The organism is Paenibacillus sp. P4_E11 (genome assembly GCF_056401635.1).
The window spans coordinates 1-25,787 of sequence record NZ_JBFUIX010000084.1 but is presented as its reverse complement, the minus strand read 5'-3'; the positions used below and the strand labels follow the sequence as shown (position 1 = coordinate 25,787).

Here is a 25,787-nt window from a genome sequence, read left to right as displayed (position 1 = left end):
GTGCTACCTTCCTTCGGAATCGTTTCCTTGGAAAATAAGCTGCTCCCGATCGTGTACCCGCCAATCAATAATACGGCGACAAAAATGATGATCTGGATACTTCTTCTATTCTTGCCCATCACTTATCACCTTCAAACTGTAATGTTTCTCGTCTTGCATTCATTATATCTAAATATAGTTGCTACTCATCCAACCTTTTTTGAACATTATGTGTCTCTAAAACGCTTTGTTGCAGCTCTTTCACTTGTGCTGGTGTAAGCTTCTGCGTCTTGCCCCGAGGCAAACCGGAGAGCAGCAAAGAACCAAACTGCACTCGCTTCAGACGACTCACCGGATAGTGAATCGCATCGAACATACGGCGAACTTGTCGGTTGCGCCCCTCATAGATCGTAATCGCGATGATCGATTCATTCTTCTCCGGATTAACATCGTGATACTCGACCTCAGCCGGAGCTGTCATCCCGTCATCCAGTTGAATGCCGTTCTTCAGCTTCTCGATGAGTGACCCATGAGGGACACCGCGAACAGTAGCATGATACATCTTGGGCACATGATGTTTGGGATGAGTCAATAGATTGGCCAATTCGCCGTCATTGGTCAGCAGAAGCAGCCCTTCACTCTCGTAATCAAGTCGGCCGACTGGGTATACCCGTTCTTTAATATCCTTCGTATAATCCGACACCGTCTGGCGGCCTTCAGGATCGGTCACACTCGTAATGACGCCCTTCGGCTTATTCATCACATAATAGACAAGCGTCTGCGGCTTGACCGGCTTCCCATCCACTGTAATAGCATCAGTCAGCGGGTCGACCTTGGCACCGAGTGTAGTCACGGTCTCTTCATTCACTTGGACCCTACCTGCTTGTATGTATTCTTCGCACTTCCGTCTGGAAGCGATTCCGGCCTGGGCCAGCACTTTCTGCAATCTTTCCATTCTCGATTCAGCTCCAACTTTTCGTAATCTCGTCTTTATATTACCTATCCTTCAGGTAAATCACAAGTTTACGTTATGTGGCTTAGGAAATAGGAAAAACCTAGCGGAGATGAAGTTGACCGCTAGGTCGTTTAGCGCGGGAGAGAGTGGGGGCTGCTTTTTGGTCAAGGTGCAACTAAGTAGTCTTACGAGCCTGAAGCTCTCGCTCGACAAGGGCCGCATGCTCCAAAACTTTTTCTACCGAAGTATCCCATTGATACTCCAGAATGGATCGGTACGAATGCTGCAGACTTCCTAAAGCATCCCATATGGGCTGCCATTCAATCGTACCTTCTCCAATCGGTTGATGCAGATCGCCGTAGCCGTCATTGTCGTGAAGGTGGACTGCACTAAGCCGCTTGCCTAATGCGCGGAGGAGTTCCGGCGTATCCCAGCCGTTAATGTGAGCGTGGCCTACATCGACCAAAGCCGTAATGGTGGGGATTTCTTCAAACAATCGAACAAATTCTTCCTGATCGAACAACGCGGTATCCCGAAATCCTACATTTTCCACAGCCAAGTCGATTCCAAGCTTTTGGGCATCGTCGCCCAGACGCTTCAGATTCTCAATCGACCTCTCCTGGGATTCCTTCCGCAAGAATAGAGGTGTGGAATAAAGACTCGGGTGCAATACCATTTGCTCTGCACCGATATGCGCGGACCAGGCCAGGCATTCCTTGTAAACTTCGTAAGAATAGCTCCGGATCAGTTCAAACCGGGCCGATGCCAGATTAAGCTCCCAGATTGGGGAATGAACGCTAAGCGGGCCCGGATGGCTTTTGAAACGCTCATATTCAGCATGCCAATTCACCGGTTCCATCCAGTTCGGACCGTCCATCGATATTTCGATTCCGCCCGACCACCGATCCAGAAGCTCCTTGCAGTCTGCAACTCGATTCATGTAAGGCAGCATGTTAATAAAAATGGTCATGATAATACCCCTCTTTCAAAAGATAGTTAGATTCAATGAAGCACAATTCCCGCTTTTTCCAGCAGTTGTCCCCACGTAAAGAGGCTGATCTGCTTGGAGCCGTATGAGACCGGGTTCGTAAAGCAAAGCAGCTCCCCATCCGAATCGCGGAGCTCGAATCTTCTCCACGCATATTCCCGGTCTTTCCAAGAGAATTCCATTTCAAAGCTGCAATGATCCGTCCCTATGTCGTATGTCTCCATAATGCTTCCGTTCTCGATGACCCGCAGTTGCGAACCTTCGGCGTGAGTCACGGTCCAATCACTACGGACCAGGCCATCCTTGGTAACATCCAGTTCTTCCGTTAGATCGTCACCGAACGCGAAGGTCCGCTCTCCGACCCTGAATGTGACCTCGAGCTCCGGACCGCGCGAGACATACACATGTCCGGCACGCAAGCCGTTTAGAATGTCTTCAGGCGTTAACCGGTCGGCCAGCACATAGCTGCTTGGATCCCCGATGGAATCGGGCGGACAGCCTTCCTCGTAGCTCTGATCAGGCCGCAGATGGGTATCGGAACCACCGACGCCAGGCACGCGGTACCCGTCGTTCCACAGCGTGTTCCACAGCACCATCGTTTGTTCGGTCAAGGCAGGCGTAGACGTCTTGGTTGGGCTGTTCCATTTTTCCAGCAAATCGACATACCGCAGAGGCGAATCTGGAAACCGCCATGCGAACCGCCCGGCCAGCGGGTGATTGAACGTACGTACCGCCCCCATCGAACCAGCTTCCTCCATCAAACGATTCTGCCCTTCCTGCGCATGCATACCGCCATCCTCGCTGCCTGCCCCCCAGCAGTCGATCCATCCCGTCAAACCGAGAGCATTCCAGTCGCCTTTTCCGAATGATGTGAACTCCATGCCTGGGATGACCAACGGCCTCCCCTTGGGCCAATACGACGGAAATACGTTGTGCTCGGTAACGAAGAAAAATTCAAGCCCTTTCGTTTCCGCCTGCCGGGTAATTTCCCTCGGCGACAGCAGGCCGTCTGACAGTGTCGTGTGGCCGTGCAGATTGCCTTTGTACCAGCGGCGAACCGGTAGCTTACACTTTTCCCAAGAGTAATGGTTCAGGAATACATTCTGTCCGGCTCCTACCCCCTCGCACCAAATATCCAGGTCCATATCGTGGGTATAGAGCTCAAGAGGAACATTTCCGCTGCCGGTTTCCCATTCAATCTCGAATTCCACCGGAAACTTGCGCAGAAATTCGACTGTCCACGTACCTGGGATAATGTCCCCGGAGACAGCGGTTACCCCCGTCAAGTAAGGGTCCCGGTGCAGCAGCACTGTACGCGGCTCGATGACATCCAAATGCGAATACCTTGTGCGGCCTACGGGATCCCGGATCACAATCTGGTGCCACGTCCGYGGTTTCCCGTAATCGAACCGAAGAAACATCCAATCCGCATGCTGATGCACCACGAACGGCAACGCGGAATCGGGAGCCTCTACCCTGATCTTCGAATGTCCTTCTTCCATGTCGTCTGCCTCCTTACTCCTTCAGTGATCCGAGCATAGCGCCCTTCACGAAATATTTTTGCAAAAAGGGATAAACAATTAGAATCGGCAGCGTCGTGAACAGAATGGCCGCCGCCTTAATCGTTTCCGGACTGGACAGCACGCCGGAATGGAGGGCGACTGCATCCAGCCCTGAATCCGTAGTGCTGCTGGCAACCATGTTCTTCAGCTTCAACTGCAGCGGATACAGGTCCTTCGAACGGATATAGATCATTGCCCCGAAGTAGGCGTTCCACGTTCCCACAGAGTGAAACAAGGCGATAGTCGCAAGGACCGGCGCGGACAATGGCAATACGAGCCGTGCATATACGCCGAACTCCCCGCTTCCGTCAATTTTCATAGCGTCCACCAATTCAGAGGAAATGCTCTGGAAAAAAGTTTTCATGATAAATACGTTGTAGGCACCTAAAGCTCCAGGAATGATGAGTGCCCACAGGGAGTTGATCATACCCAGATTCTTGACAACAAGGTAACTTGGAATGAGTGGAACCGGAAAAATAAAGGTAAACAAAATCAGCCGGGTAATGATCCTCCGTCCCGGCATCATCGGACGGGTAAGCGTGAAGGAAAGCGTCGAGGTCAATATCAGGCACAAGATCGTGCCCATGACCGTAATGTAGACACTTACCCCCATGGACCTCCACATGTCTCTCATGCTCAAGAGAGACTCATAAACTTTCAATTGAAAGCCCTTAGGCCACAAAACAACCATTTTACTATTAGCATAAATCGGATCGCTCAAGGAGACGGCGAGCAAATGGATCATAGGAGCGATCATCGTGAAACACATGACGACAAAAAAGATCCCATTGACCCATTGATACGACATTTCCGAGCGCTGTATGATCTTCATGTTCGGATCCTCCTAGTAAATGCTTTCCCCGGTCGTTTTACGGCTCAGTTTGTTTAATCCAACGACTAGAATGATGCCTACTAGCGCTTTGAATATACCGATGGCCGTTGTATAGCTGTACTGACCTCCCATCAGACCGACGCGATATACGTACGTATCGAACACTTCTCCGACTTCTTTGACGAGAGGGTTCAGGAAGAACAGAACCTGTTCAACGTTTGCGTCAAGCAAATGGCCAATGCGAAGCAGCAGCAGCACGATAATGGCTGGCAGAAGCGAAGGAAGCGTAATGTGCCAGATTCTTYGAAACCTCCCGGCACCATCGACCATCGCGGCTTCGTACAAATTCGGATTGATGCCGGTAATCGCTGCCAAATAAATAATCATCGACCAGCCTACTTCCTTCCATATCCCCAGGCTGATGACGATGCCCAAAAAGTATTTGGGTTCGGTCAGAAACGAGATCGGCGCAACATCGAATTTCCCGAGCAGCTCGTTGATCAATCCTTGCCTGGAAAGCAGATCGGTAAAGATGCCGCCTACAATAACCCAGGACAAAAAATGAGGCAAATATAACAAGGTCTGGGTCATTCGTTTGAACCAACTCAGACGGATTTCATTCAGCATGATGGCAAGCAGCAGTGGAGCAGGAAACCCAAACAGGATGGAATATAGGCCGAATTTCAGAGAATTTCGCAATACCATCATGAATTCCGGATAGTCGAACATGAATTTGAAGTGTTTCAGTCCGACCCACTTGCTGTGAAACAATCCGGCGAACAGATTGTAATCCTGGAAGGCGATCATATTGCCCGCCAGAGGAATGTATTTGAATATTAGAAAGAAAGCGAGGCCCGGGAGCGCAATCAGCAGCAAAACCAAGGAATCCATCGATCGGGCTTTTCGAAACAATATGAAGTCTCCCTTCTATAGTTTCATTCTTGTGAAGGAAAAGGGCCCTCTTGCCGGTTTGTCGGGAGAGGGCCCTTTCGTTTGTTATCGGGATCTCATTTTCTTACTTCTTGTTATAGCTGTTATACCAGTCTGTTGCTTCTTTGATTGCCGCATCTCCACCGCGCTTCTTCCAGTCCTGAACGAAAGCGTCGAAGCCTTTGTCCAAGTCCTCTTTGCCTACTACCAGCTTCACGAACCAGTCGTAGAACAGGCTGCCGGCCACGAAGCCTGGATTCAGTTCCGGACGTCCGTCCATGGACTTAAGCGGAGGCAAATACATCCCATCGTTGTTCATGATCGTGGATTTGGAATCCTCATAGCCTTTGAGAATGACATCGCTGTTCGGTAGCACCTTAAGAGCAAGCGGATTGTTCAAGCCGTTCTCACGGACGTTGATGGACAGCTGGAAGAACTCTTTCTCGTTCAGCTCCGAGTTGTTCGGGCCCTTCGGATCGAATTTGACCTGGCCGCCCTCTTCCGTGTAGTTGAAATCTTTGATCCCGTAGGCAAAGAACTTGTCGGCTTCCGGAGAGCTCCAAGCCCAGTCGAGGAACTTGATAATTTCCTCCGGATTTTTCGTGTTGGCCGGAATCACCCACACGAAGTACACTTGATCCGTTCCGATCTGTAGAAAGTTGTCACCTCGAGGCCCTTTAGGCGGGACCGCCATCGTAATCGCCGCTTTCGGCTGGTTCGGATACTGCTGGGCCGCGACGGCGGCGTACTGATAAGTGGCCGCTCCCCACGAGGCAACCAAGCCTTTGCTGATATCCGTTCCGCGGTCTCCCTGCTTCTTCGTAATGAAATCCTTCTCTATATAGCCCTTGTCATACAGCTTTTTGTAGAAAGCGATCGCTTCTTTCATTTGCGGTTGGATAATATCCGGCTCCAGCATGCTGTTGCGCATATGCCATGTGCCCGGCCGAACGCCGAACGAACCGGTGAACACATCGTTCCAGGACATGCCGTCCGTGAGCGAAATCGCCCATTCGTTGTTCGGATCGCCGTCTCCGTTCACATCATTGACCTTGACCGCCTCGGCAAATGCCAGGAATTCGTCCAGCGTTTTCGGCACACCCATCTTCAACTGATCTAGAATATCCTGGCGGTAGAAGATGACCCGGTCCGCTGGTGCTCCGGTCAGTGTCGGAATCCCGAAGATCTTGCCGTTTTTCGTTACCTTCGGGCTGTTCCAGGCGACAGCCGGGATTTTCTTCTTTAGGTTTGGACCGTATTTGTCGATAAGCGGTCCCAGTTCCAGAAACACACCACGATCCACAGCACCTTGATGCACTTCCCAGTCTACACTAGCGGTCCGTACCAGATCTGCCAACTCGCCGGACGCGAAGCGCAGGGCCAACTGTTGGCGGAAGTCGATGTCATGGCCGAGGAATTCGTAGTTGACGTTGTAGCCGGACAATCGGCTTAGCTCTTTGTAGTACTTCTCCTGCTTGTCAGCCGGACCTTTGGACGCAAAACCGGAGTTGTTGTGGGAGAGCAGAATCTTAATGTTTTTGCTCACCGTCTTGCCGCTGGAATCGCTGCTGCCGGACGCCGCAGGCTTGTCGCCGCTGCTGCAGGCCGCCAGAACCGTGGTGGCTAGAAGCACGCTGGCAACTGTCGCTACGATAGATTTTTTCTGCATAAATACCATTAAAACCCCTCCATCTCCTGATTCCCTGCTAAGGGCCTTTCTACTTTTGATTATAGAWGGTGGATTTTCCCGTTAACATGGAATAATCAACGAAAGCTTGTAGATTTTCATAGGGTTCGGGAGAAGCATCGAGGCATACGGATTTGCGATAATCCGAAGGGGACATCCCCGTATATTTCTTGAACGTCTTGGAGAAATAGGCATAATCCTCAAACCCGACCGCCTCTCCCGCCTCATATACTTTTACAAACGGATTTTGCAGAAATGACTTGGCCTTTTCCATCCTAAGCTGGGTTAAATACTGGTTAAATGAGACCCCTGTCTCTCTCTTGAACGTGATGCCAAAGTAATTGGGGGAAAGTTCGAAATGCGCCGCCACATCCTTCAAGGAAAGATCAGCTTTCAAGTAATTTTCATCAATAAACGTCGTTACGCTCTTGATCATTCGATTGTAGCTCCACCAGTTCCTGGAAGCCCGAATATGCTCTACCAAGCCGATCAGGCTCCTGCTCAAGGCGTCGTACAGCTCCAAATGATCGAACGGCTCCTCCGGTACACATAGGATTGGAAGCGGAAGGCCGCTCTGATTCATCTCCTTGAGCTCCCCGTTCAGCACCACCATATAGTAATCAAATCGCTTTACGAGCTCTAACGTAGTTGTCCCCGGCTCAGAGGTAAGGACGCCGCGAATTCTCTCCAGCTCAATTCCGAGCTCTGTCTCATTCAAATGCCATACCGACTTGGCTGTACGCTCAGCATGGATTTTCCATGACCACATCCAATCTTTGGACATAGAACGCTTGTCGTTCTTCTGGTACAACCGGGTTAGAATTTTACGCATAGCCGTTACAAAATAGTCCGGATCAATCGGTTTCAATAAGTAGTCGGCGACTCCGCAACGCAGTGCACTCTGGGCATACTCGAAATCCCCGTATCCGGAAACGACGAGGAACTCCGACTCGGTCTTTCGAGACGACAGGCTGCGAATCAGCTCCAAACCGTCCATTCCAGGCATACGAATATCCGTGATCAGAAGGTCCGGCTTGAGCTCTAGGCTCATCTGATAAGCATGCTCGCCATCTTTGGCCTCCCCGACTACCGTGAAACCTTCGGAATCCCTTTCGATCAAAGTTCTTAAGTTAAGCCGGACCATCCGTTCGTCATCCGCAATCAGCACTTTGTACATTGTTTAAGACTCCTTTCATATAAGGCAGCATCATCTGGATCTCAGAACCTTGCTCACCGGATTCAGTTATTCGAATTCCATACGGGTGGCCAAAACCCAAACGAAGCCGGGTATGCACGTTCCATAAGCCGATTGTTTGGAAAGGATTGAACCCCGCTCTCAGCATTTTCGCTTCCGTCACTGAATCGAATGCTTTATTGTATTTGTCCATCATCTCCGTCGGCATCCCCATACCCTGGTCCCTAATAAACAGGGAGAACATCCCATTCTCCGCAACGCCATGGATGGAAATGATCCCAGGTGTTATCCCATGCTTCTCATAAGCGTGCTGGAACACATTCTCCACGAGAGGCTGAACAGTAAGACGAAACAAATAGACGCTGTCCAATAAAGTCTCGTCCACGTTAATTTCAACCTGCAAATCTTCGAACCGCTGCTCCTGAACTTTGATATAGCTTATAATATGGTCGAGCTCCTCCCGGAGATGGACGACCTGGTCCGGATTGCTAACGCTGTAACGGAAAATGTTCGAGAGATGTACCGTCATCTGGCTGATCGGCTTAACATTGGCCATCACCGCATAGGAATTGATGACTTCCAATGTATTGTATAAAAAATGCGGGTTGATGCGGGATTGCAGCGCCGACATGAGAGCTTCCCTGTGCTTCAGTTCCAACTCCTTCTCCCGCACCCGGGTCACATGAATTTCCTCCATTAATTTTTTGACTTCATGGAACATCCGATAAAATACGATGAATGCCAAAACCAAAATGAGAGCTCCAATGATTAGAGTCAGCATTTGAAGCCGCAGAAGCCCTCCAAGCAATTCGTATTTGGACGTTGCCGAAATAACTTTAAAACTTGTCAATCTGGAAACTTGGTACACCATCATTTTGTTACCATCCGGCCCGTCCTCTTCGAATCGTCCGCTAGTGGAGTCCATCATACGCGTCCAAACTTCTGGCAGTTCGGTCCCCCATTTCTCACGATCGGTATGATATATAATCCGGCCTTCTTCATCCGCTATTGCGATTGACCCATTTTTGCCATAAGGCTTCATATCAAGGATCTTCAGCATCTGACTCAGGGGAAATGCCATTATGAGAGCTCCAGCGGGTTGATACGTCACATTGTCGATTACCTTCCGATAGACCGCAACGACTGGCTCTCCGTTTTTTTCTGTTATTCCAAGAACTTTGAAACTTTGTTCCATCAAGGGCATAACGAGAGGACCCTTGACCCAGGGACCCGCCATGAGATCACCGTAATATCCGCCATTACTTGAAATCATAGAGAAGCCGTAAACATCCTTACGCATATTAGCTACAAGTTCATTCGATATACGCCCCTTCAAGCGATACATCTCGTATGTGTTGACCGGATCCGCCTTGATGAACTCCTGAACGAGGGGATGACCTGGAAGTGCGGCCGTATCCGCCTTGATGCCAGCGAAGTATTCATCCAATTGAGCGTTCACCCGGCGGATCAGCTGTTCATTGTAATAAATTCCGCTCTCTTCAATGGTGTCGGCCGACTTCGCGTACCATATCAGACACGAGAACAAAAAAGGAACACAGAACAAGACTACAAAAAACAGAAGTAATTTTTTCTTGATGGATAAGGGCTGGCGAAGTCTTTTCATTGCTGTCTCTCCTCTAACCGAATCTAAGGTGCAGTCCTTCATTCTGATCTTTACAAAAACTTTACAAAAAGAAAGCGTTTGCTTTTTGTAAGGCACAAAAACATGTGATGTCGATATCACATGTTCCACGAATATTTCAGACCGTCACGACTTGAACACCCGCATCCCGGATCGTCTTAATCTGCGCTTCAGACGCTTCATTCCCAGTAATGAACTTATGCAGGACTACAATAGGCGCTACCGTATGCAGGGACACTTTGCCGATTTTGGTGTCTTTTTCATCCTCTTCTCGAAATGTTCATTTATGCTCGTTTATACTCGTTTGTTTTATTTAAGATTAGTCGAGAACAAAGCCAAATGTCAACAAATAACACCAAATTAATAATTTATATTAACATTTTATTGAGATTCTCCTCGATTTTACAATAAATTAACCATTTAATGTAAGAAAGCATATTGACAAACCAGCCAATTGAAATTACATTAAAAGTGCACAAACGAACAATATCGAGTGAATATCACACATTTTCAAGCATTTGCCAACAAGAAGGAGGTTTTTGATTATGAGCGAAAAATTCGAATCCCCTCAACAAGACTCACCAGCAAACCGTCCGATTAGCCGAAGAAAGCTGCTGGCTACAATGGGATTGGCAGGCGCTGCCGTTATTTTGTCAGCATACGGAGGCGGCAGCGTCCAGGGTGCAACCGTAACTGAAGCCACTTACGGCCACGACGGCGAACACTCCCCGAAGCCCAAGGAACCCAAAGAACCTAAAGAGCATAAAGAAAACAAGAACCTGTACTCCACCACGATAGCCGAACTTCGGCTTAATAACAAAAAACCTATACCTGATGAAGTTTTCTACATAACCGACCGCGGTCAAGAAGGATATTTTGCTTACGACCCTGATGATACCGTGTCCGCAGACAATACCGGAACCATTTTGGTAAGCGCTTCCGCTGCCAGATACAAGCGCGTAGTGAACAATAATACAGTAAACGCCAGGTGGTACGGGGCCAAAGGCGACGGCACGGCTGACGATACAACCGCTCTTCAGACCGCCTTCAATGAAGCCCTTCAATGGCCGAACGTTAAGGTCATCATTCCGGCGGGAACATACCGCATGACGAAGGAATTATACATATTTAACAATACTTATTTGAAAATGGACGAATCGACTGTACTTCTCCGCTGCCATGACGGCAATGTAATCCGGAATTACAGGACGACGGATGTGTTCTACAACTATGAAGGCAACGGCAATATTACAATTGAAGGCGGCGTACTTGATTGCAACGGCGTCGTATTCACCAGGGTTTGCAATGGGATCGCTCTTGCCCATGCCGAGAACATTACGCTGCGCAAACTGACGATCAAGGACACGCAAAGCGGGCATGGCGTCGAGATGACAGGCATCCGTCACGTTCTAGTAGATCGCTGTAGATTCGTCGGATTCATGTTCACCACGCAAAATTACTCCGAAGCGATTCAACTGGAGCCAGCCATCAAAGCCGGGTTTGTTGGTCAAGCTGCTGACCATACGCCCACACATCACGTTACGGTGCAGCAATGTTATTTCGGCCCGAGCGGCACACCCGGTACGGTACCTTGGCCGTGTGGAGTGGGTGCACATGGCGCTTATCCAGACGCTTACTTCGACCATATCATTGTCCGTGAGAATGTGATGGAGAATTCCACATACTGGGCCATTCGTCCTTTCAAATGGATCAATTCCATTATTACCGGCAATCACCTGATCAAGGTCAACGGTGGCATCTTCGTCTCCACACCGGCCGCGACATCCGCTTCATCCAAGGATGATAACGGCGTTTTCCACCCGGTACAGCCTGCGAGCACCATCATTATCGAACACAACATTATGGACACCGGCACCAACAACGGCATTTATATTGAAGGGTTTCCGGAAGGCAGCGGCGAGAAGGTATTGATTGCCAACAATATATTCAAGAACGTCAACGGCCAATCGATCAGCGTACGGTGTAATAATTGCATCATCAACGGCAATATCCTGGAGGGTGCCAAGAAAAACGGTATTTACATTACTGAAAGCAACAACGTTATCGTTTCGAACAATTTGATCCGCGACGTATCCTTTCACGGCATACAAGTTAACAACTCCAAGCGAATCGTCGTCAACAACAATTCAATCACGAACGCCGGTCAGACCGGCGACGCAACCTACGACGGGATCTCGCTCACCGGCACAGGTACGGAAAACCGGATCATCGGCAATGTTGTGCGGACAGAAGCCGGCAAGAAGAAGTTGCGCTTCGGCTTGAACGTAGCCGCTTCAATCAGCCTACTGACCCGCCTGCAGAATGACTTGCGCTGCGATGCCGCGAACGGAAGTTTGCAGGATTTGTCGGTAACCCCGAACACTTCATCCGAAGATTTGATATGACGTGAAGGCGGCCAACCTAAGTAATAAGCCAATTACAGCGCAAAATAGCCATGGACGCTCCAAAATGCGCCATGGCTCTTCCAATTATTTAATACTTAGCTAAATATGAGCAGACACACCACGATCGAAGCGACGAAGCCGACCAGATCGGAGATCAGCCCCACCTTCAATGCGTAGCGGCCTTTGCGAATTCCGACCGAACCGAAATATACGATCAGGACATAGAGGGTCGTATCCGTGCTGCCTTGAATCGTTGAAGCGATCCGGCCAATGATGGAATCCGGCCCGTACTGCTTAATCAATTCGGCGGTAAACGCAAGCGAGCCGGAGCCGCTAATCGGACGCAGGATCGCCAGCGGTACAACTTCGCTCGGTACACCGATCGAATCGAACAACGGTCGAAACCAGCTCAGCAGCCAATCCATCGCACCCGAGGCTCGAAATACACTTATCGCCACCATCATGCCAACCAACGGCGGTATAATTCGAATCGCTGTATCGAAGCCATCCTTTGCGCMTTCTACGAACGTTTCATATACCGGTATTTTGCGATACATGGCATATAACGGGATAAGGACCACGATAACAGGGATCGCCCACGCTGATATCATCGAAACAATCGCATACATCGGGCCTCACCCTTTCGGAATTCGTTTCGAGCCGGAACCCGAGCCGGGTAAACTGCGGAATCTGTACCAGCGGTCGAGTGCTATAGCGGCGACTGTAGCAATTACGGTAGCAATTAATGTTGTCCCAACAATTTCCGCCGGGTTCGCCGAGTCGAAATTCATCCTGATGGCAATCAGCGTCGTCGGTATGAGCGTAATGCTCGCCGTATTAAGAGCTAACAGCGTACACATCGCGGCACTGGCCGTGTCCTTGTCCGGGTTCAGCTTCTGCAGCTCCTGCATCGCCTTGATGCCCATCGGTGTGGCCGCATTGCCAAGGCCGAGAATGTTCGCACTCATGTTGGACATGATGTAGCCAAGCGCTGGATGATCCTTCGGCACATCCGGGAACAAGAACCGCACGATCGGACGCAGAAGTATCGCAAGCTTGCGTAGCAATCCGGCGTCTTCCGCAATACGCATCATGCCCATCCAGAACACCAGGATGCTGATCAGACCGAAGCATACGGTGACACCCGTTTTGGCACCTTCGAACACGGCTTCCGTCATCAGATCGATACGCCCCTGTAAGGCCGCTGCGACAAATCCAGCTACTAGAAAGAACAGCCATATAAAGTTCACCATATTTGATCCCCCCGAAGTGGTACGTAATCGCAGCGTGATGATGTTGTGTCAGAAGCCACTGCCAGGCGACAGCAGGCGTTTGAGGGAAAACTTCAGGGCAGCCTTCCAGTTTCCTTTAACCATCAATCGATTGCTGCGGCTATCCGTCATGGTTATCTTGAAAGCATTCTTAAGTTCAGCCTGGAGGCGTGGACTATTCTGTTCATACAAGGGAACTGCGCCTGCCAACTGATCCAATACATAGATGTYCAGTACACCGCGTTCTCCGAAGGCATAGCCTGTAGTTCCTTTAGCCGACAAAATAACTTCCTTGCTGACTGTTTCTTTCTCGCTAGTATGGAGCGGGTACCGGAATGAGCTGCCAGCTGCTATCGTCAACCCTTCCAACTGATCACCCTGCCTGATAATATCCGTGAGTGGGTAATTGGCGAATCCATAGTCCAACAGCTTCGTGTGATCCGACCAATCGTCTGAATCGCTCAATGTTACTACCGCCAGCTGTTGGCCATTTCTGGTCGCCGAGGAGACTAGACACCGTAATGCCAGCTTCGTATAACCGGTTTTGACACCATCTGCCCCTTCATAGATCGATAGCATTTTATTTTTGTTTTTCCATTTGTAGTCCCAAGGGTCGTTCGGGTTAGGAGCTGTCTTCTCCTTCGTCTTGACGATATCCTGAAAGGTAGAATTTCGCAGTGCGTATGCAGTCAGCTTGGCCATATCATTGGCAGTGGAGTAATGACCTACATCATCCAGACCGCTCGGATTCTTGAATTGTGAATGGCTCATGCCGATCAGTTCGGCAGTCTGATTCATCATATATACGAATCCTTCCAACGAGCCTCCTACATGCTCAGCAATCGCCGTCGCCGCATCGTTGCCCGATCGTAACATGAGTCCATAGAGCATATTGTTCAGGCTCATCTCTTCCCCCTGCTTCAGGTAGATCGAGGAGCCTTCCTTCCCTGCAGCATTCCGGCTTACTTGAACCGCATCCGACAACGTACCGTGTTCAATTGCAACGATCGCCGTCATAATCTTAGTCAAGCTGGCGATACGCATCTGCTTGTCTCCCTGCTTCGTATACAACAATCGACCGGACTCAACATCGATCATAGCGGCTGCACCAGCATGGGTGGAAATTTCCGTTGGAGCAGCAAAGCCTGCATAAGCGAACGATGAGAGCGCCATTGCAAACGCAAGGAGCACACATATTACTAGACGAGCCTTCCTCATAGTCCAGGGTCCCCTTCCATTCTACTTCCAGTACATAGCCTGCCTGTACATCAATCGGTACAAGTATATGCGCGTCGACGAAGAAAAAGACATGCCGCAGAGGCATGTCTTCTCATTGCAATAGGATTCCGTTCACTCAGAACCAGAGCTGGAATAACCCTTCGGTTATACCGAGATTGTACATATAATAGAGCCCGTATAACGTGCTGAGTCCACCTGTCAATACGGTCAGTACCCGATTYACTCGGAACTTCCGTGACGTGAGTACGAATGGAATGCCGATCGCAGTTGTGAACAGCAGCATGCCCAGGATGGTACCGACGCCGAATACGGCAATATAGAGCATCCCTTGCCACATCGTATCTACAGTAGATAGGGTAAGCAGCGCCATCGCCGCACTTCCTGCCAATCCGTGAACGAGACCAATCAACATCGATTTGTGATAGGACACTTTATCTGTTGAATGGGTATGCTCGTGGCCATGATTGTGATCTTCGCGCATGTGGAAGTGAGTATGCCGCTGCTCCCCATGACTATGGTTATGGGCATGAACCCGATTATTGAACGTTCGTACGCTGGCAACCCCAAGCACGACCAACATAATCCCTACTAGAAATTCCAATGACATGGACCATTTGTCGCTAATCTCACTTTTGAATAAAAACAAGAAGAACCCGACAGCTAACAAAGTTGCCGTATGACCAATTCCCCAAAATGCCCCTGCCATTGAAGAACGCCACAAACTTTTGCTCCGGCTCGCGATCGTCGATACGGCGATGACATGATCCGGTTCGATCGCATGCTTAATTCCCATCAGAAAACCTAGCCCCAGAATAGACAACAGTCCTGCTTCCACTCGAACACTTCCTCTCTCTCCATTTAACCAACCCATCACATTTATCCATCAATGCACACGTTACCATTATGATGCAGTCCGCCTATTTTGCCAATCTTTTTTTGCAGAACCTGTCAGTGATCAGCTAGGATCCGTATATTCGATCTGTATCCCTTCAACGTGTTTGCGTCCCATCTGATGGCGCTTCTTGCGGTTTTCTTTGGATTCAAAGACGATATCCATGTCGTAGTCCCCTTCCGGGTACAGTTTATTGCGTTCGATATACAGCGACAGCCGCTTCACGTTCAACCATACTTTCTCCTTCTGGATGATCACTTGAATGCGACCTCTGGAATCGGGCAACGAGCAGACGATACCTGTTCTACGGAATGCGCTGACCCATACGCAATCACCGAGCTGGAACGATTTCTGGATCTTCCTCTCTGGGAGCGGCCTGTCGTGGGACTCAGATACTTCCGAATGTGGTGTTTCTACTGGTTCAGCATGAACGGATGGTTCAGCATACGGAATAAGCGTTTCTTCTTCATCTGGTGCTCGATGCCTCCTGGCAATTTCTCGGGATCGCTCGATGATCCGGGCGTCAATCCCCAGTTTGTAGGCAATGTCGAACGCATAGCTGCTGCCGGCTTCACCGATGTGCAGTTTGTATAACGGTTGGAGCGACTGTTGATCGAATTCCATTCTAGCATTCTGGAAGCCTGTCATCTGTTCGGCGAATCGCTTGATCTCGTTAAAATGTGTAGTCGCTACGATTGTTGAGCGTCTCCGCTGCAATTGTTCCAGTATGGCAATGGATAAGCCGACTCCTTCACCAGGGTCCGTCCCAGCCGCCAACTCATCGAGCAGTACAAGCGTACGCGAATCCGCTTCGTCCAGAATGCTCTTCAGGCTGCGGATGTGCGCCGAGAACGTCGACAACGATTGTTCGATGCTCTGACCATCACCAATGTCAGCCGTTACATTCGTATATATGGCGAGCGTACTGCCTTCCGCCACAGGAACGAGAAGTCCGGATTGTACCATAAGCGTGAGTAGTCCTACCGTCTTCAAACTAACCGTCTTCCCTCCCGTGTTCGGCCCTGTGATGATTAGCGCATTATAGTCCTGTCCGATCCGGAAATCCAAGGGAACCGAACTGCTGCCCAGAAGTGGATGCCGACCACTCTTGATGTCCATGATCCCCTGCTCATTGAGCTTCACAGCACGGGCATCGATAGAATAGCCGTACTTCGCCTTGGCAAACAAAAAGTCATAAGCCCCCAGCGTTTCGTAGTTAACGGAAAGCTCATGAGCGTTCTCCTCGGCAAGTTCAGTTAAGTGGCCAAGCACCTTGGCTTCTTCCCTAGCCTCATCTGCTCCATATGCGCGAAGCTCCTGCTGCAGATGCCCAATATCCGTCGGTTCGATGAATACCGTCTGCCCGCTGGACGATTCATCCAAAACGGATCCGGCAATCTGCTTGCGATGCTCCTTCTTGACGGGCAGCACGTATCGGTCTCCTCGCATACCTACTACTGGCTCTTGCAGGATGGAGCGGTACTTGCTCACGATCCCGTCGAGCTTCTTGCGCATCCTCTCCTCCACAATCGCCATCTGCTTGCGGATTTTCAACAGCTCCCCACTAGCTTGATCCGTGATTCGCCCATGCCGGATGCATCGGACAATCTCCTTGTGCAGCTCCTTCATCTCGAACATCGATTGGGCGTAGGAGCTAACTCTAGGCGCCACCTGCTCTTTGCTGTGCATGTAACGTTTCATTTGCCAGCCGGATTCGATGAATGCCCCTAGCAGCCCCAAATCTTCAGCGGACATCAGGTAGCCTTTACCGAGCAGTTCAAGCACGGTCTCGAGCCCGGTCATAGACGGGATCGGTACACTGCCGCCTTGCTTCAGAATGTTGCAAGCTTCACTGGCTTCGGCAAGCCAGGAAGCGATCTGCCGCGGCTCCGTAATCGGATGCAACTGATCGATCAGCGCCGCCCCAGCCGCCGAGATTGTATAGCCGCGCAGCCTAGTCTTCACCTTGTCATATTCCAGTCTGGATATCGTCGATTCGTTCCAATGGTTCATTTTTGTAGCCTCCCTTTGATATGGACAACTGTTTCCGGACAACAAAAAAGAAGATGAACAACAATCGTTCATCTTCGCATAGACAGACCTACTCTTATCCGAAAACAAAAAAAACGTGCTGCAAAGAGCACGGATTGATTTCGGAGGAAGGTCCTCTGAAGCTTCGATTCCTGATGTTCTTAACGATCATTTCATGCAACATCGAACACAGCACGAAGAAACAAAGCCAGCAAATGTTACAATTGCGGCCTATTCAGACGAACTAGCTCGATACCTGCGTTATGAAATTGATTTAGTTAAGAACGACCCCGGACATTAAAACTTCCCCTTTACAGTTGGATTACCCTCATCTTAATATAGCGTTTTGTAAAAGTCAACGAACCAGCTGCCCATAATCTGCTACGCTCACACCTTGCTGGAATGCACGATAGCTTACTTATTCTTGTCCACGAGCGCGGTCTCAAGCACGTTCTCAACCTTCTGCAGATGGCGTTTCATCATCTCGAACGCACCTGCCTCATCTCGAAGGCGAATCGCCTCCACGATGTCCGAATGCTCCTGCAGCAGTCGTTGGGCTTCTGCACGTTCCCCATAAAACCATAGTCGCCTCGTCTGCTTCATACTCTCATGCAGCCGTTGCGAGACAGACTCCATCAACTGTTGCAGCAGTGAGTTGTGCGTGGCAGCGGCCAGTTGCAGATGAAACTGCACATCGGCTTCCTCGCCAATGGATTCGTCCGCAAGATAGTGTTGCATCCGCGCAATAATACCGTCCAGCTCCACCAGATCAGCATCAGTTCGATGCTTCGCGGCGGCGGCGGCGCAGCCGGTCTCCAAGATTTTGCGCACTTCGAGAAGCTGCTGCAGCGACTCTGCCCGATCGAAGATCGCGTCAGAATCGAGCCCTAAGCCGTCTTTACCCGGCAAGTTCTCGACTACATAAGTACCTCCACCTTGCCGAATGTCGACGAGTCCCATCGCCCGCAGCGCACTTAACGCTTCACGGATCGTGGAGCGACCCACGCCGAACGAAAGAGCCAAATCGACGACAGAAGCGAGCTTTGTGCCTGGTAAGAATACACCGTCCACAATTTGACGCTTGATCTGCTCCATGACCAGCTCGTTTCCTTTTTGCGGCTTGACTTGCTTGAATGTCATGTGCATCCACCCGTTTCTAATTTTGTCTGCCTTAACGACTATACACACATTTTATAGTAAGCTATAATAAGGTGAAAGTCATCAGATGACCTGATTAATTATACCCCATAAAGTGAAGATTTCCTACGCAGCTTAGTCCTATTACTTTGCGATTACCTATTTTACCTTAAACGGAGGTACTAACACTATGCTGGAACAAGCGATTAGGCAGAAACTGATCGACATCGTCGGTCCCCAATATTTCAAAGATGACAAGGAAGCACTCGTTACGCATTCCTACGATGCAACACCCATGCTGCAAGCGATGCCTGACGCTGTCGTCTATCCAGGCAGTACAGCAGAAGTAGCAGCTGTTCTCAAGACGGCGAACGATCATCTGATTCCGATTGTTGGACGTGGGGCCGGAACGAACTTGTGCGGCGGCACCGTTCCGACCGAAGGCGGTATCGTCCTTGTTATGAACCGTATGAATAAGTTGATCGAGATCGATACAGACAACTTAACCGCAACGTTCCAGACCGGCCTTAATACGAAGAACTTCCATACTGAAGTAGAAAAGCTCGGCCTTTTCTACCCACCTGATCCGGGCAGCATGGTCATATCCACACTCGGCGGCAACATAATGGAATGTGCGGGCGGATTACGCGGTCTGAAGTATGGGACGACCAAAGATTATGTACTCGGTCTCGAAGCTGTTCTCCCTTCCGGTGAAATCATTCGGACGGGCGGCAAGCTGTACAAGGATGTGGCCGGATATGACTTGACGAAATTGCTCGTCGGTTCCGAAGGAACGCTAGCCATCGTAACGGAAGCTACGGTCAAGCTCATTCCAGCGCCAAAATACAAGAAGACGATGATTGCCATGTACAAAGATATTTACGCAGCGGCTCGATCCGTATCGGCAATCGTCGGCAACCGGATCATACCGGCAACACTGGAGTTTCTCGATAACCCGACAATTCAAGTTGTGGAAGGCTATAACAAAATCGGCTTGCCGCTTGATATGGAAGCTATTCTTCTCATCGAACAGGATGGCTTGGACGAAGCAGTTGTAGAGAAAGACGTTGTCGAGATTGTGCGGATCTGCCAAGAGCAAGGCGCAGCTGAAGTTAAGATGGCGGCCAACGCGGCTGAAGCGGAGAAGCTGATGCTCGCGCGTCGCAGTGCCTTGTCTACGCTTGCACGCATTCGTCCGACAACTATATTGGAAGACGCCACGGTTCCTCGCTCCAAGATAGCCGATATGGTTATTGAGATCAATCGGATTGCGAAGAAATATGATCTGCAGATATGTACGTTCGGCCACGCCGGTGACGGCAACCTGCATCCCACATGCACAACGGACGCTCGCGACAAGGAAGAGATCCATAAGGTCGAGGAAGCGTTCGAGGAAATATTCGAGGCGGCTATCGCACTCGGCGGGACGATTACCGGTGAGCATGGAGTTGGCATCGTGAAGGCGCCCTACCTGGAGTGGAAAGTAGGTGCCGTTGGCATGGAAGTCATGAGAGGCATCAAGCGGGTGTTCGATCCTAATAACATCATGAATCCAGGCAAAATCTTCTCCAAGGAATCCCGGAAAAGAGTGGTGGTGCATCATGAGTAACATTCAGCTAACCGAAAGAATGAAGGCCACGCTTGATTACGACCAGTTGACTAACTGTATGCGCTGCGGCTTCTGTCAAGCTGCCTGCCCCACGTTCAATGAGACAGGTCTTGAAGCTGCTTCACCTCGTGGGCGGTTGGCGCTAATGAAGGCCGTTGTGGACGACTTGATGGAGCCCGACCAGTCGTTCCGCGAACAGATGGACTTGTGTCTGGGCTGCCGTGCATGCGAGCCGGTCTGTCCGGCTGACGTTCAGTACGGTCATCTTCTCGAACAGACACGTGATGCACTTGAAGAACATGAAGAACACCGCTGGTGGGTCAAGGGCGTCCGCAATGTCATGTTCAAGCAAGTATTCCCGTTCCAGAGCCGGATGAAGCTGCTCGGTCGTGGATTGAAGCTGTACCAGAAGTCTGGTCTACGCACAGTCGTGCGTGGTTCAGGAATGATGAAGCTGTTCCCTAAGAACATGCGCGATATGGAGAAGATTATGCCGGATGCTTCCGGCAAGGGTATCGTTGAAGCGTTCGGTACTTTCGTCCCAGCCAAGGGCGGCAACCCTGTAGCCCGTGTAGGGATGTTCCGCGGTTGTCTGATGGATGTTCTGTTCACGGAGACGAACAAGAAGACCGTCCAGCTGTTATCCGAAGCCGGATTCGATGTTGTCATTCCCGAGGCGCAAAATTGCTGCGGCGCCCTCCATGCTCACTCCGGCGAGACCGGAGAGTCCCGGAAGCTGGCCAAAAGCAACATTGACGCGTTCCGCGAGGCCAATGTTGATTACATTATATCCAACGCAGGCGGGTGCGGCGCCTTGCTTGTGGAATACGACCACCTGCTTCACGATGACGCGGAGTATGCTAAGGATGCGGAGTGGTTCGCCTCCCGTGTGAAGGACATTTCCTTGATCCTGCTCGAAAAAGGCCGTCTGCCAGAGTTCGCAGCAAATGCTGAAGACAAAGCCGAGAATGAACAGGTAACCATTACGTACCAAGATTCGTGCCACCTTCGCAACGTCATGCGTTCAGGCAACGCGCCTAGAAATCTGATGAACCGCGTTGCCGATGTCCGCTTCGTTGAGTTGAAGGGCGCTGACAAGTGCTGCGGATCGGCCGGTATATATAACATCGTACAACAAGACATGTCGAATGACATTCTTGAGCACAAGATGGAGCACGTGAAGGATACGAACGCGCACTATCTGATTACGAGCAACCCTGGTTGCTTGTTACAGATGAAAGTTGGCATCGAGCGTGAGCAGATGAGCGAGCGAATGGAAGCCGTTCATATTGTAGATTTCTTGTATGACCGGATCAAGCGATAATCGGAGACGCCGCTTTTCCTGGCGATACCATACACGGTACTACGAGAAAAAAGCTGTCCTTTAGAGGGCAGCTTTTTCGTTCTTTGGACAGAAATATGGCGCTTATCTTCCCTGCTTATTTTTATTGGTAATGATCCGAATGAGTGGCGGTCGTGCTCGTTGCCGAGGAATTGTTCTTGATCATGCCTTGAATTTTATCAAACACTTGAGGAGCCGAGTCAATCAGACGCTCATACAGATGGGTTTGATTATCCAACGGAACAACCCTTACTCCACCATTTCCAACAACAAGAAATGCGATTGGTGTAATCGAGACACCGCCCCCGCTACCGCCCCCAAACGGTAAAGCGACCGAAGCATTATGCGCCTCGTTATTCCCTTTGCCATGATTATGATTAGAGCGTTCTTCCTCCTCGACCGCGAACTCGCTACCCCCAGCTGCAAAGCCGAAGCCTACTTTCGAGATGGGCATGATGATACTGCCGTCAGGTGTTTCGATCGGGTCGCCTACGATTGTGTTCACATTAACCATTTCTGTGATTTGTTCCATAGCCGTCTTCATGAGGCCTTGAATCGGATGATCCGCCATAGCTTATTCTCCTCCATCATTAGAATACTTGGTACAACAGCTTTTTTAGCATACCCTGCACGGTGGCGAGCTATTCAAGAACTCCGGAACGAACAAATCAACACTATATCGAACAAAGACGTACCTATAATTACATATGGGGTTATATTATGATTTCCACAATGGACTAAATTGGAAGAAGGTGAGTGAACAATGAACATCAGAATACTGCTACTCACAACGGTTGCGGCAATTGTACTCACTAGTACTTCATGCAGCACGATTACGAAGAAAGAAAGTACACCCGTCAAGTTACATTTGCAAACCCCTTTACTTAGTCTCGACAAACAGTCCTACGATGCCTACATAGCGAATTTGAAGGAAACGGCCGATAACTTCCATAAGCTGAATCCGCATATTACGGTATTTGTCGACCCAGTAACAACGATGGACCAAAGTTCGCAGAAGCTGGCGAGTGAGGAACCGCAGGATATCGTTTCATTATTCGTTGACCCCTACGAGTTATCGCAAAAAGAACCATATTTGTTGGATTTGAAGCGACAAGCGTCGGAAGCACTGAAAGGTGATATTCATAACCGTATCCTCGATCTCGTCACCATCAAGAACAAACTGCTTGCCCTGCCTTATGCGGCCGATCCACTTGTGGTCATCTACAACAAAACTTTTTTCGATAAAGCCAAGCTCCCTTATCCGAAGGGCGATTGGACATGGGAACAGTTCAGGGACATCTCAAGATCAACGAATCCGAACCAAGCTCCGTTACTGCCTTATAACATTGCTACTCTTGGCATACTCATGGGTAGTTACGGCAAATATTTTCTCTCGACTGATGGAGAGACGGCTGTAGGGTATCTGGATAGCCCAGAGGCGATTCGTTCACTTAAATGGCTGAATGCCTATTACAAGGATGCGGAGAAACCAATTGTATGGAATGACGACAACATATCGATGCAATTTGCAAGTACTCAAACCTCGATGTTCGTGTATTTCTCCAGTTTGAAATTAGCTAATTTGAAAGATAACATAGGCTATGCCCCATTGCCGCACTTCGCGGGTAGTGAGCGGGCTAATCAGGTCCGGTTCTATGGATTGGGCGTTGCTCAGAAAAGCAAACATCCTGCAGAGGCTTGGAAATTCATTGAATACCTCACCTTAACGAACCACGAGACGATGTCGAAATGGGCTGATTATCATCTGATGACTAGCAAGTCCATCTCTGAAGCGACAGGACAAACCACGGACCCGATCAAGAGCATTGCGATAGAAGAATTGAAACATGCAGTACGAGCAGCGGGTGATAACAGCCATAACCCTTACTTTTACAGAGCATGGAATGAAGCATTGACAGCCGAGTTCAAGAAGTTGCTCACAACGGATGACAAAGACATCCCGACCGGTCTGCATAGCTTGGCCATTAATATTGATCAAGAGATGAACCGTTTGAAGCATGTCAATGAACAACAGAAGAGAAGTCCAACACCATAAATCAGTTCGGCCAACAACATGTCCCGGTATGTACACACCGATCGCCTCATGAAGGTTCAGGGTTGCGTTTGGAAGAATGGGTCAGTACCCGCTTCCATGTTCGCAAGCCATCTTTCACTTTCCACACCCGCTTCATCAATTTCAACCCCATTACAAGTGCATGGCCGACCTTGATATGAGCGATTACCAATATTTCCATGGAAAAGTGAGGATGGTTGTAGATAGGGAATACATGCAGCTTTGGCTGAGTCCGCAAATTCGTATATTTGGCAGCCAAATGAACAATCGATGTCTTAATGCCCCATATCGCTCCCGTAAGGATAGCCGTTTCTGGTGCGTCCTTTAATCCGACTCGAGTAGTCCAGCGAAATTCGGTACAGTTGATATGCTGCAGCGTCTGTTTGGACCAGGTAGTCAGCCCCTCCGTATGCGATAGCAGCATCTTGGCTTCTTCAAAATATTGTGTAATTTTGCGCTTGTCGATCCATTCTTTCTTGTTCTCGGAAGCAGTCAGCTGCTCGTTGAGCTTTTTATTATGTTCGATTAGAAACCCTTTCAGCCCCTGAAATTTCAGCAGGGGAATTACGTATTGAAATCGAACTAAACCGTACAGCGCTCGGACACTCACATTGAAATGATCCTTCTCGCCACTCCTAGAGTAATGAAATTGCATCCGAATGTCACTCAGCAGCACCATGACTGCCAACAAGAGAACCACGATGATCGCCATGATCCACCAAATCCAATTCATAACGTCTGCTCCCCCGTCCTTCATTCATGACAAAGTTTAGTATGGCTTGAGGAGATCAAACGATGCGTACCAAGCCCTACCAACCAACGGCAATGACACCGGCAGTAATCAAGAGGCTGGCGATCAACCGATTGCGCCCTTGAACTTCTCTCAAGATCAGCACGCCTAGTACCGTACCGAATACCGTGCCGATCTCTCTCATCGGGGCAAGCTGGGAGACTGGAGCTAACTGCATGGCATATAAGAACAATGTATACCCGCCTGAGGCAAACAGCCCTCCGAGTATCCAATTGATTGTATTCCCACTCCATTCGCTCCGTAGCTGCCCACTTCGAACGGCGAACCAAGTCAGACACAAGCCATTCCCCACATTGCTCATCGCATTCAAGGTAAGAGGGGGCCATCCACCTTCTTGCAGCGCCAGCTTGTCCGTGAATGTATAGGCCGTAATGATGAGCCCTACTGTTATGGCCAGTACCAGAGCTCTCCTGTGATTACGACCATTCACAGTCTCATCCTCACGATATTGCTTACTTCGCCTTTTCGGACGCCAGCCCCCGAGTAATATAATGCCGCAACCAATCGTGGCAATTCCGGCTATATCTAGCGCGCTTAGCTGTTCTCCCAATACGAACACACCGAGTACAGGGATCAAGATCGTTCCAGTACCTCGCATGATTGGATAGACGAGTGACAAATCTCCAGCTTTATAAGCAAGTGCCAGCAATACCATGTAGAGACCGTGAAGACCCATGCTGATTCCCAAATAAACGAGTGCTTTGCCGGTAGTCGGGATTCGATGCCACTCGAATAGAAGCGCAATCGGTATGAACACAAAGGCTGCAACCCATTGTGCCCACCACAAAAAAGCCATTTGTGAACCGCTGCGCTTAGCAAGCAGATTCCAAATGGCGTGCAACATACCAGACCCCAAAACCATCCCGAGCGCAACAATCGTCATTATACGTCCCCGTCTACATCATCAATCGTCAGTTGCTCCGCATCCAGTCTTGCGAACAGCATACGTGTCTCCTCTTCCAGTCCAGCCTCTGATTGGAACGCATCTGCTTCCGGCAAATCCTGAAGTCCTGCCAAGCCGAAATAATCGAGAAACGCTTTCGTTGTTCCGTATAAGATCGGACGCCCCACCGCTTCAGCGCGACCTTTCTCTTCAATCAGATCCTTGGCCACAAGCGTATGCAACGCTCGATCAGACTTCACACCACGGATCTCCTCAATATCGATTCGAGTAAGTGGCTGCTTGTAGGCCACAATGGCAAGTGT

The 25,787-nt window shown here is 49.7% G+C and carries 22 protein-coding genes; 4 read left to right on the top strand and 18 right to left on the bottom strand.

Annotated elements, in window-relative coordinates; all coding sequences use genetic code 11:
- Positions 1-181: 181 nt before the first annotated feature.
- From AC1DWB_RS24940 to AC1DWB_RS24905, 8 genes are all read right to left on the bottom strand, one after another.
- Complete coding sequence (locus AC1DWB_RS24940) at positions 182-934, bottom strand: pseudouridine synthase (protein ID WP_477543802.1); 753 nt, start codon at positions 932-934, stop codon at positions 182-184.
- Positions 935-1,109: 175 nt separating this feature from the next.
- Positions 1,110-1,904 carry a sugar phosphate isomerase/epimerase family protein gene (locus tag AC1DWB_RS24935; RefSeq protein WP_477543801.1) on the bottom strand — a complete coding sequence of 265 codons (795 nt, stop codon included), beginning with the start codon at positions 1,902-1,904 and terminating at the stop codon, positions 1,110-1,112.
- Between the two features lie 32 nt (positions 1,905-1,936).
- Complete coding sequence (locus AC1DWB_RS24930; RefSeq protein ID WP_477543800.1) at positions 1,937-3,424, bottom strand: CehA/McbA family metallohydrolase; 1,488 nt, start codon at positions 3,422-3,424, stop codon at positions 1,937-1,939.
- A gap of 13 nt (positions 3,425-3,437) precedes the next feature.
- Positions 3,438-4,316, bottom strand: coding sequence for a carbohydrate ABC transporter permease (locus AC1DWB_RS24925; RefSeq protein WP_477543799.1), 879 nt, complete (start codon positions 4,314-4,316; stop codon positions 3,438-3,440).
- 12 nt (positions 4,317-4,328) lie between these two features.
- Entirely contained in the window at positions 4,329-5,228 is a 900-nt protein-coding gene (locus AC1DWB_RS24920; protein WP_477543798.1) for an ABC transporter permease, read from the bottom strand.
- Positions 5,229-5,331: 103 nt separating this feature from the next.
- Positions 5,332-6,924 carry an extracellular solute-binding protein gene (locus tag AC1DWB_RS24915; RefSeq protein WP_477543797.1) on the bottom strand — a complete coding sequence of 531 codons (1,593 nt, stop codon included), beginning with the start codon at positions 6,922-6,924 and terminating at the stop codon, positions 5,332-5,334.
- Positions 6,925-6,964: 40 nt separating this feature from the next.
- Positions 6,965-8,110 (bottom strand): response regulator transcription factor, encoded by a 1,146-nt coding sequence (locus AC1DWB_RS24910; protein WP_477543796.1) that lies wholly within the window; start codon positions 8,108-8,110, stop codon positions 6,965-6,967.
- A complete protein-coding gene (locus AC1DWB_RS24905) occupies positions 8,085-9,752 on the bottom strand; it encodes a cache domain-containing sensor histidine kinase (protein ID WP_477543795.1) in 1,668 nt (555 codons plus the stop codon). Before AC1DWB_RS24905 ends, AC1DWB_RS24910 begins: the two co-directional genes overlap by 26 nt.
- Before the next feature lie 563 nt (positions 9,753-10,315).
- On the opposite strand from AC1DWB_RS24905, the gene AC1DWB_RS24900 reads away from it, so the two are divergent.
- Positions 10,316-12,175 (top strand): right-handed parallel beta-helix repeat-containing protein, encoded by a 1,860-nt coding sequence (locus AC1DWB_RS24900; RefSeq protein ID WP_477543794.1) that lies wholly within the window; start codon positions 10,316-10,318, stop codon positions 12,173-12,175.
- Between the two features lie 95 nt (positions 12,176-12,270).
- Here the strand turns inward: AC1DWB_RS24900 and AC1DWB_RS24895 are convergent, their stop codons facing one another.
- The 6 genes from AC1DWB_RS24895 to AC1DWB_RS24870 all read right to left on the bottom strand — a co-directional run bounded on the left by AC1DWB_RS24895 (position 12,271) and on the right by AC1DWB_RS24870 (position 18,748).
- A complete protein-coding gene (locus tag AC1DWB_RS24895; protein ID WP_477543793.1) occupies positions 12,271-12,804 on the bottom strand; it encodes a spore maturation protein in 534 nt (177 codons plus the stop codon).
- Positions 12,805-12,810: 6 nt separating this feature from the next.
- On the bottom strand, positions 12,811-13,428 hold the full coding sequence (locus AC1DWB_RS24890; protein WP_477543792.1) for a nucleoside recognition domain-containing protein: 618 nt from the start codon (positions 13,426-13,428) through the stop codon (positions 12,811-12,813).
- A gap of 48 nt (positions 13,429-13,476) precedes the next feature.
- A complete protein-coding gene (locus tag AC1DWB_RS24885) occupies positions 13,477-14,664 on the bottom strand; it encodes a D-alanyl-D-alanine carboxypeptidase family protein (RefSeq protein ID WP_477543791.1) in 1,188 nt (395 codons plus the stop codon).
- A 136-nt stretch (positions 14,665-14,800) separates the two neighbouring features.
- Positions 14,801-15,520 carry a HoxN/HupN/NixA family nickel/cobalt transporter gene (locus AC1DWB_RS24880; RefSeq protein ID WP_477543790.1) on the bottom strand — a complete coding sequence of 240 codons (720 nt, stop codon included), beginning with the start codon at positions 15,518-15,520 and terminating at the stop codon, positions 14,801-14,803.
- A gap of 120 nt (positions 15,521-15,640) precedes the next feature.
- Positions 15,641-17,590 (bottom strand): endonuclease MutS2, encoded by a 1,950-nt coding sequence (locus AC1DWB_RS24875; protein ID WP_477543789.1) that lies wholly within the window; start codon positions 17,588-17,590, stop codon positions 15,641-15,643.
- 432 nt (positions 17,591-18,022) lie between these two features.
- Entirely contained in the window at positions 18,023-18,748 is a 726-nt protein-coding gene (locus AC1DWB_RS24870) for a FadR/GntR family transcriptional regulator (protein WP_477543788.1), read from the bottom strand.
- A gap of 187 nt (positions 18,749-18,935) precedes the next feature.
- On the opposite strand from AC1DWB_RS24870, the gene AC1DWB_RS24865 reads away from it, so the two are divergent.
- Entirely contained in the window at positions 18,936-20,354 is a 1,419-nt protein-coding gene (locus AC1DWB_RS24865) for an FAD-binding oxidoreductase (RefSeq protein WP_477543787.1), read from the top strand.
- Positions 20,347-21,678 carry a (Fe-S)-binding protein gene (locus AC1DWB_RS24860; RefSeq protein WP_477543786.1) on the top strand — a complete coding sequence of 444 codons (1,332 nt, stop codon included), beginning with the start codon at positions 20,347-20,349 and terminating at the stop codon, positions 21,676-21,678. The genes AC1DWB_RS24865 and AC1DWB_RS24860 overlap by 8 nt, the downstream gene beginning before the upstream one ends.
- 121 nt (positions 21,679-21,799) lie before the next feature.
- On the opposite strand, the gene ytfJ is transcribed toward AC1DWB_RS24860, so the two are convergent.
- Entirely contained in the window at positions 21,800-22,267 is a 468-nt protein-coding gene (gene ytfJ / locus AC1DWB_RS24855) for a GerW family sporulation protein (protein WP_477543785.1), read from the bottom strand.
- Positions 22,268-22,459: 192 nt separating this feature from the next.
- Between ytfJ and AC1DWB_RS24850 the strand changes: the two genes are divergently transcribed.
- Positions 22,460-23,752 carry an extracellular solute-binding protein gene (locus AC1DWB_RS24850; protein WP_477543784.1) on the top strand — a complete coding sequence of 431 codons (1,293 nt, stop codon included), beginning with the start codon at positions 22,460-22,462 and terminating at the stop codon, positions 23,750-23,752.
- Between the two features lie 46 nt (positions 23,753-23,798).
- Here AC1DWB_RS24850 and AC1DWB_RS24845 read toward each other — a convergent pair whose 3' ends face one another.
- From AC1DWB_RS24845 to scpB, 3 genes are all read right to left on the bottom strand, one after another.
- Positions 23,799-24,503, bottom strand: coding sequence for a DUF2953 domain-containing protein (locus tag AC1DWB_RS24845; protein WP_477543783.1), 705 nt, complete (start codon positions 24,501-24,503; stop codon positions 23,799-23,801).
- A gap of 76 nt (positions 24,504-24,579) precedes the next feature.
- Positions 24,580-25,464, bottom strand: a complete 885-nt coding sequence (locus AC1DWB_RS24840) for a DMT family transporter (protein WP_477543782.1) — start codon at positions 25,462-25,464, stop codon at positions 24,580-24,582.
- Positions 25,464-25,787 (bottom strand): SMC-Scp complex subunit ScpB (scpB, locus tag AC1DWB_RS24835; RefSeq protein ID WP_477543781.1); only part of this gene is annotated, 324 nt, incomplete at its 5' end. The genes AC1DWB_RS24840 and scpB, both read right to left, overlap by 1 nt.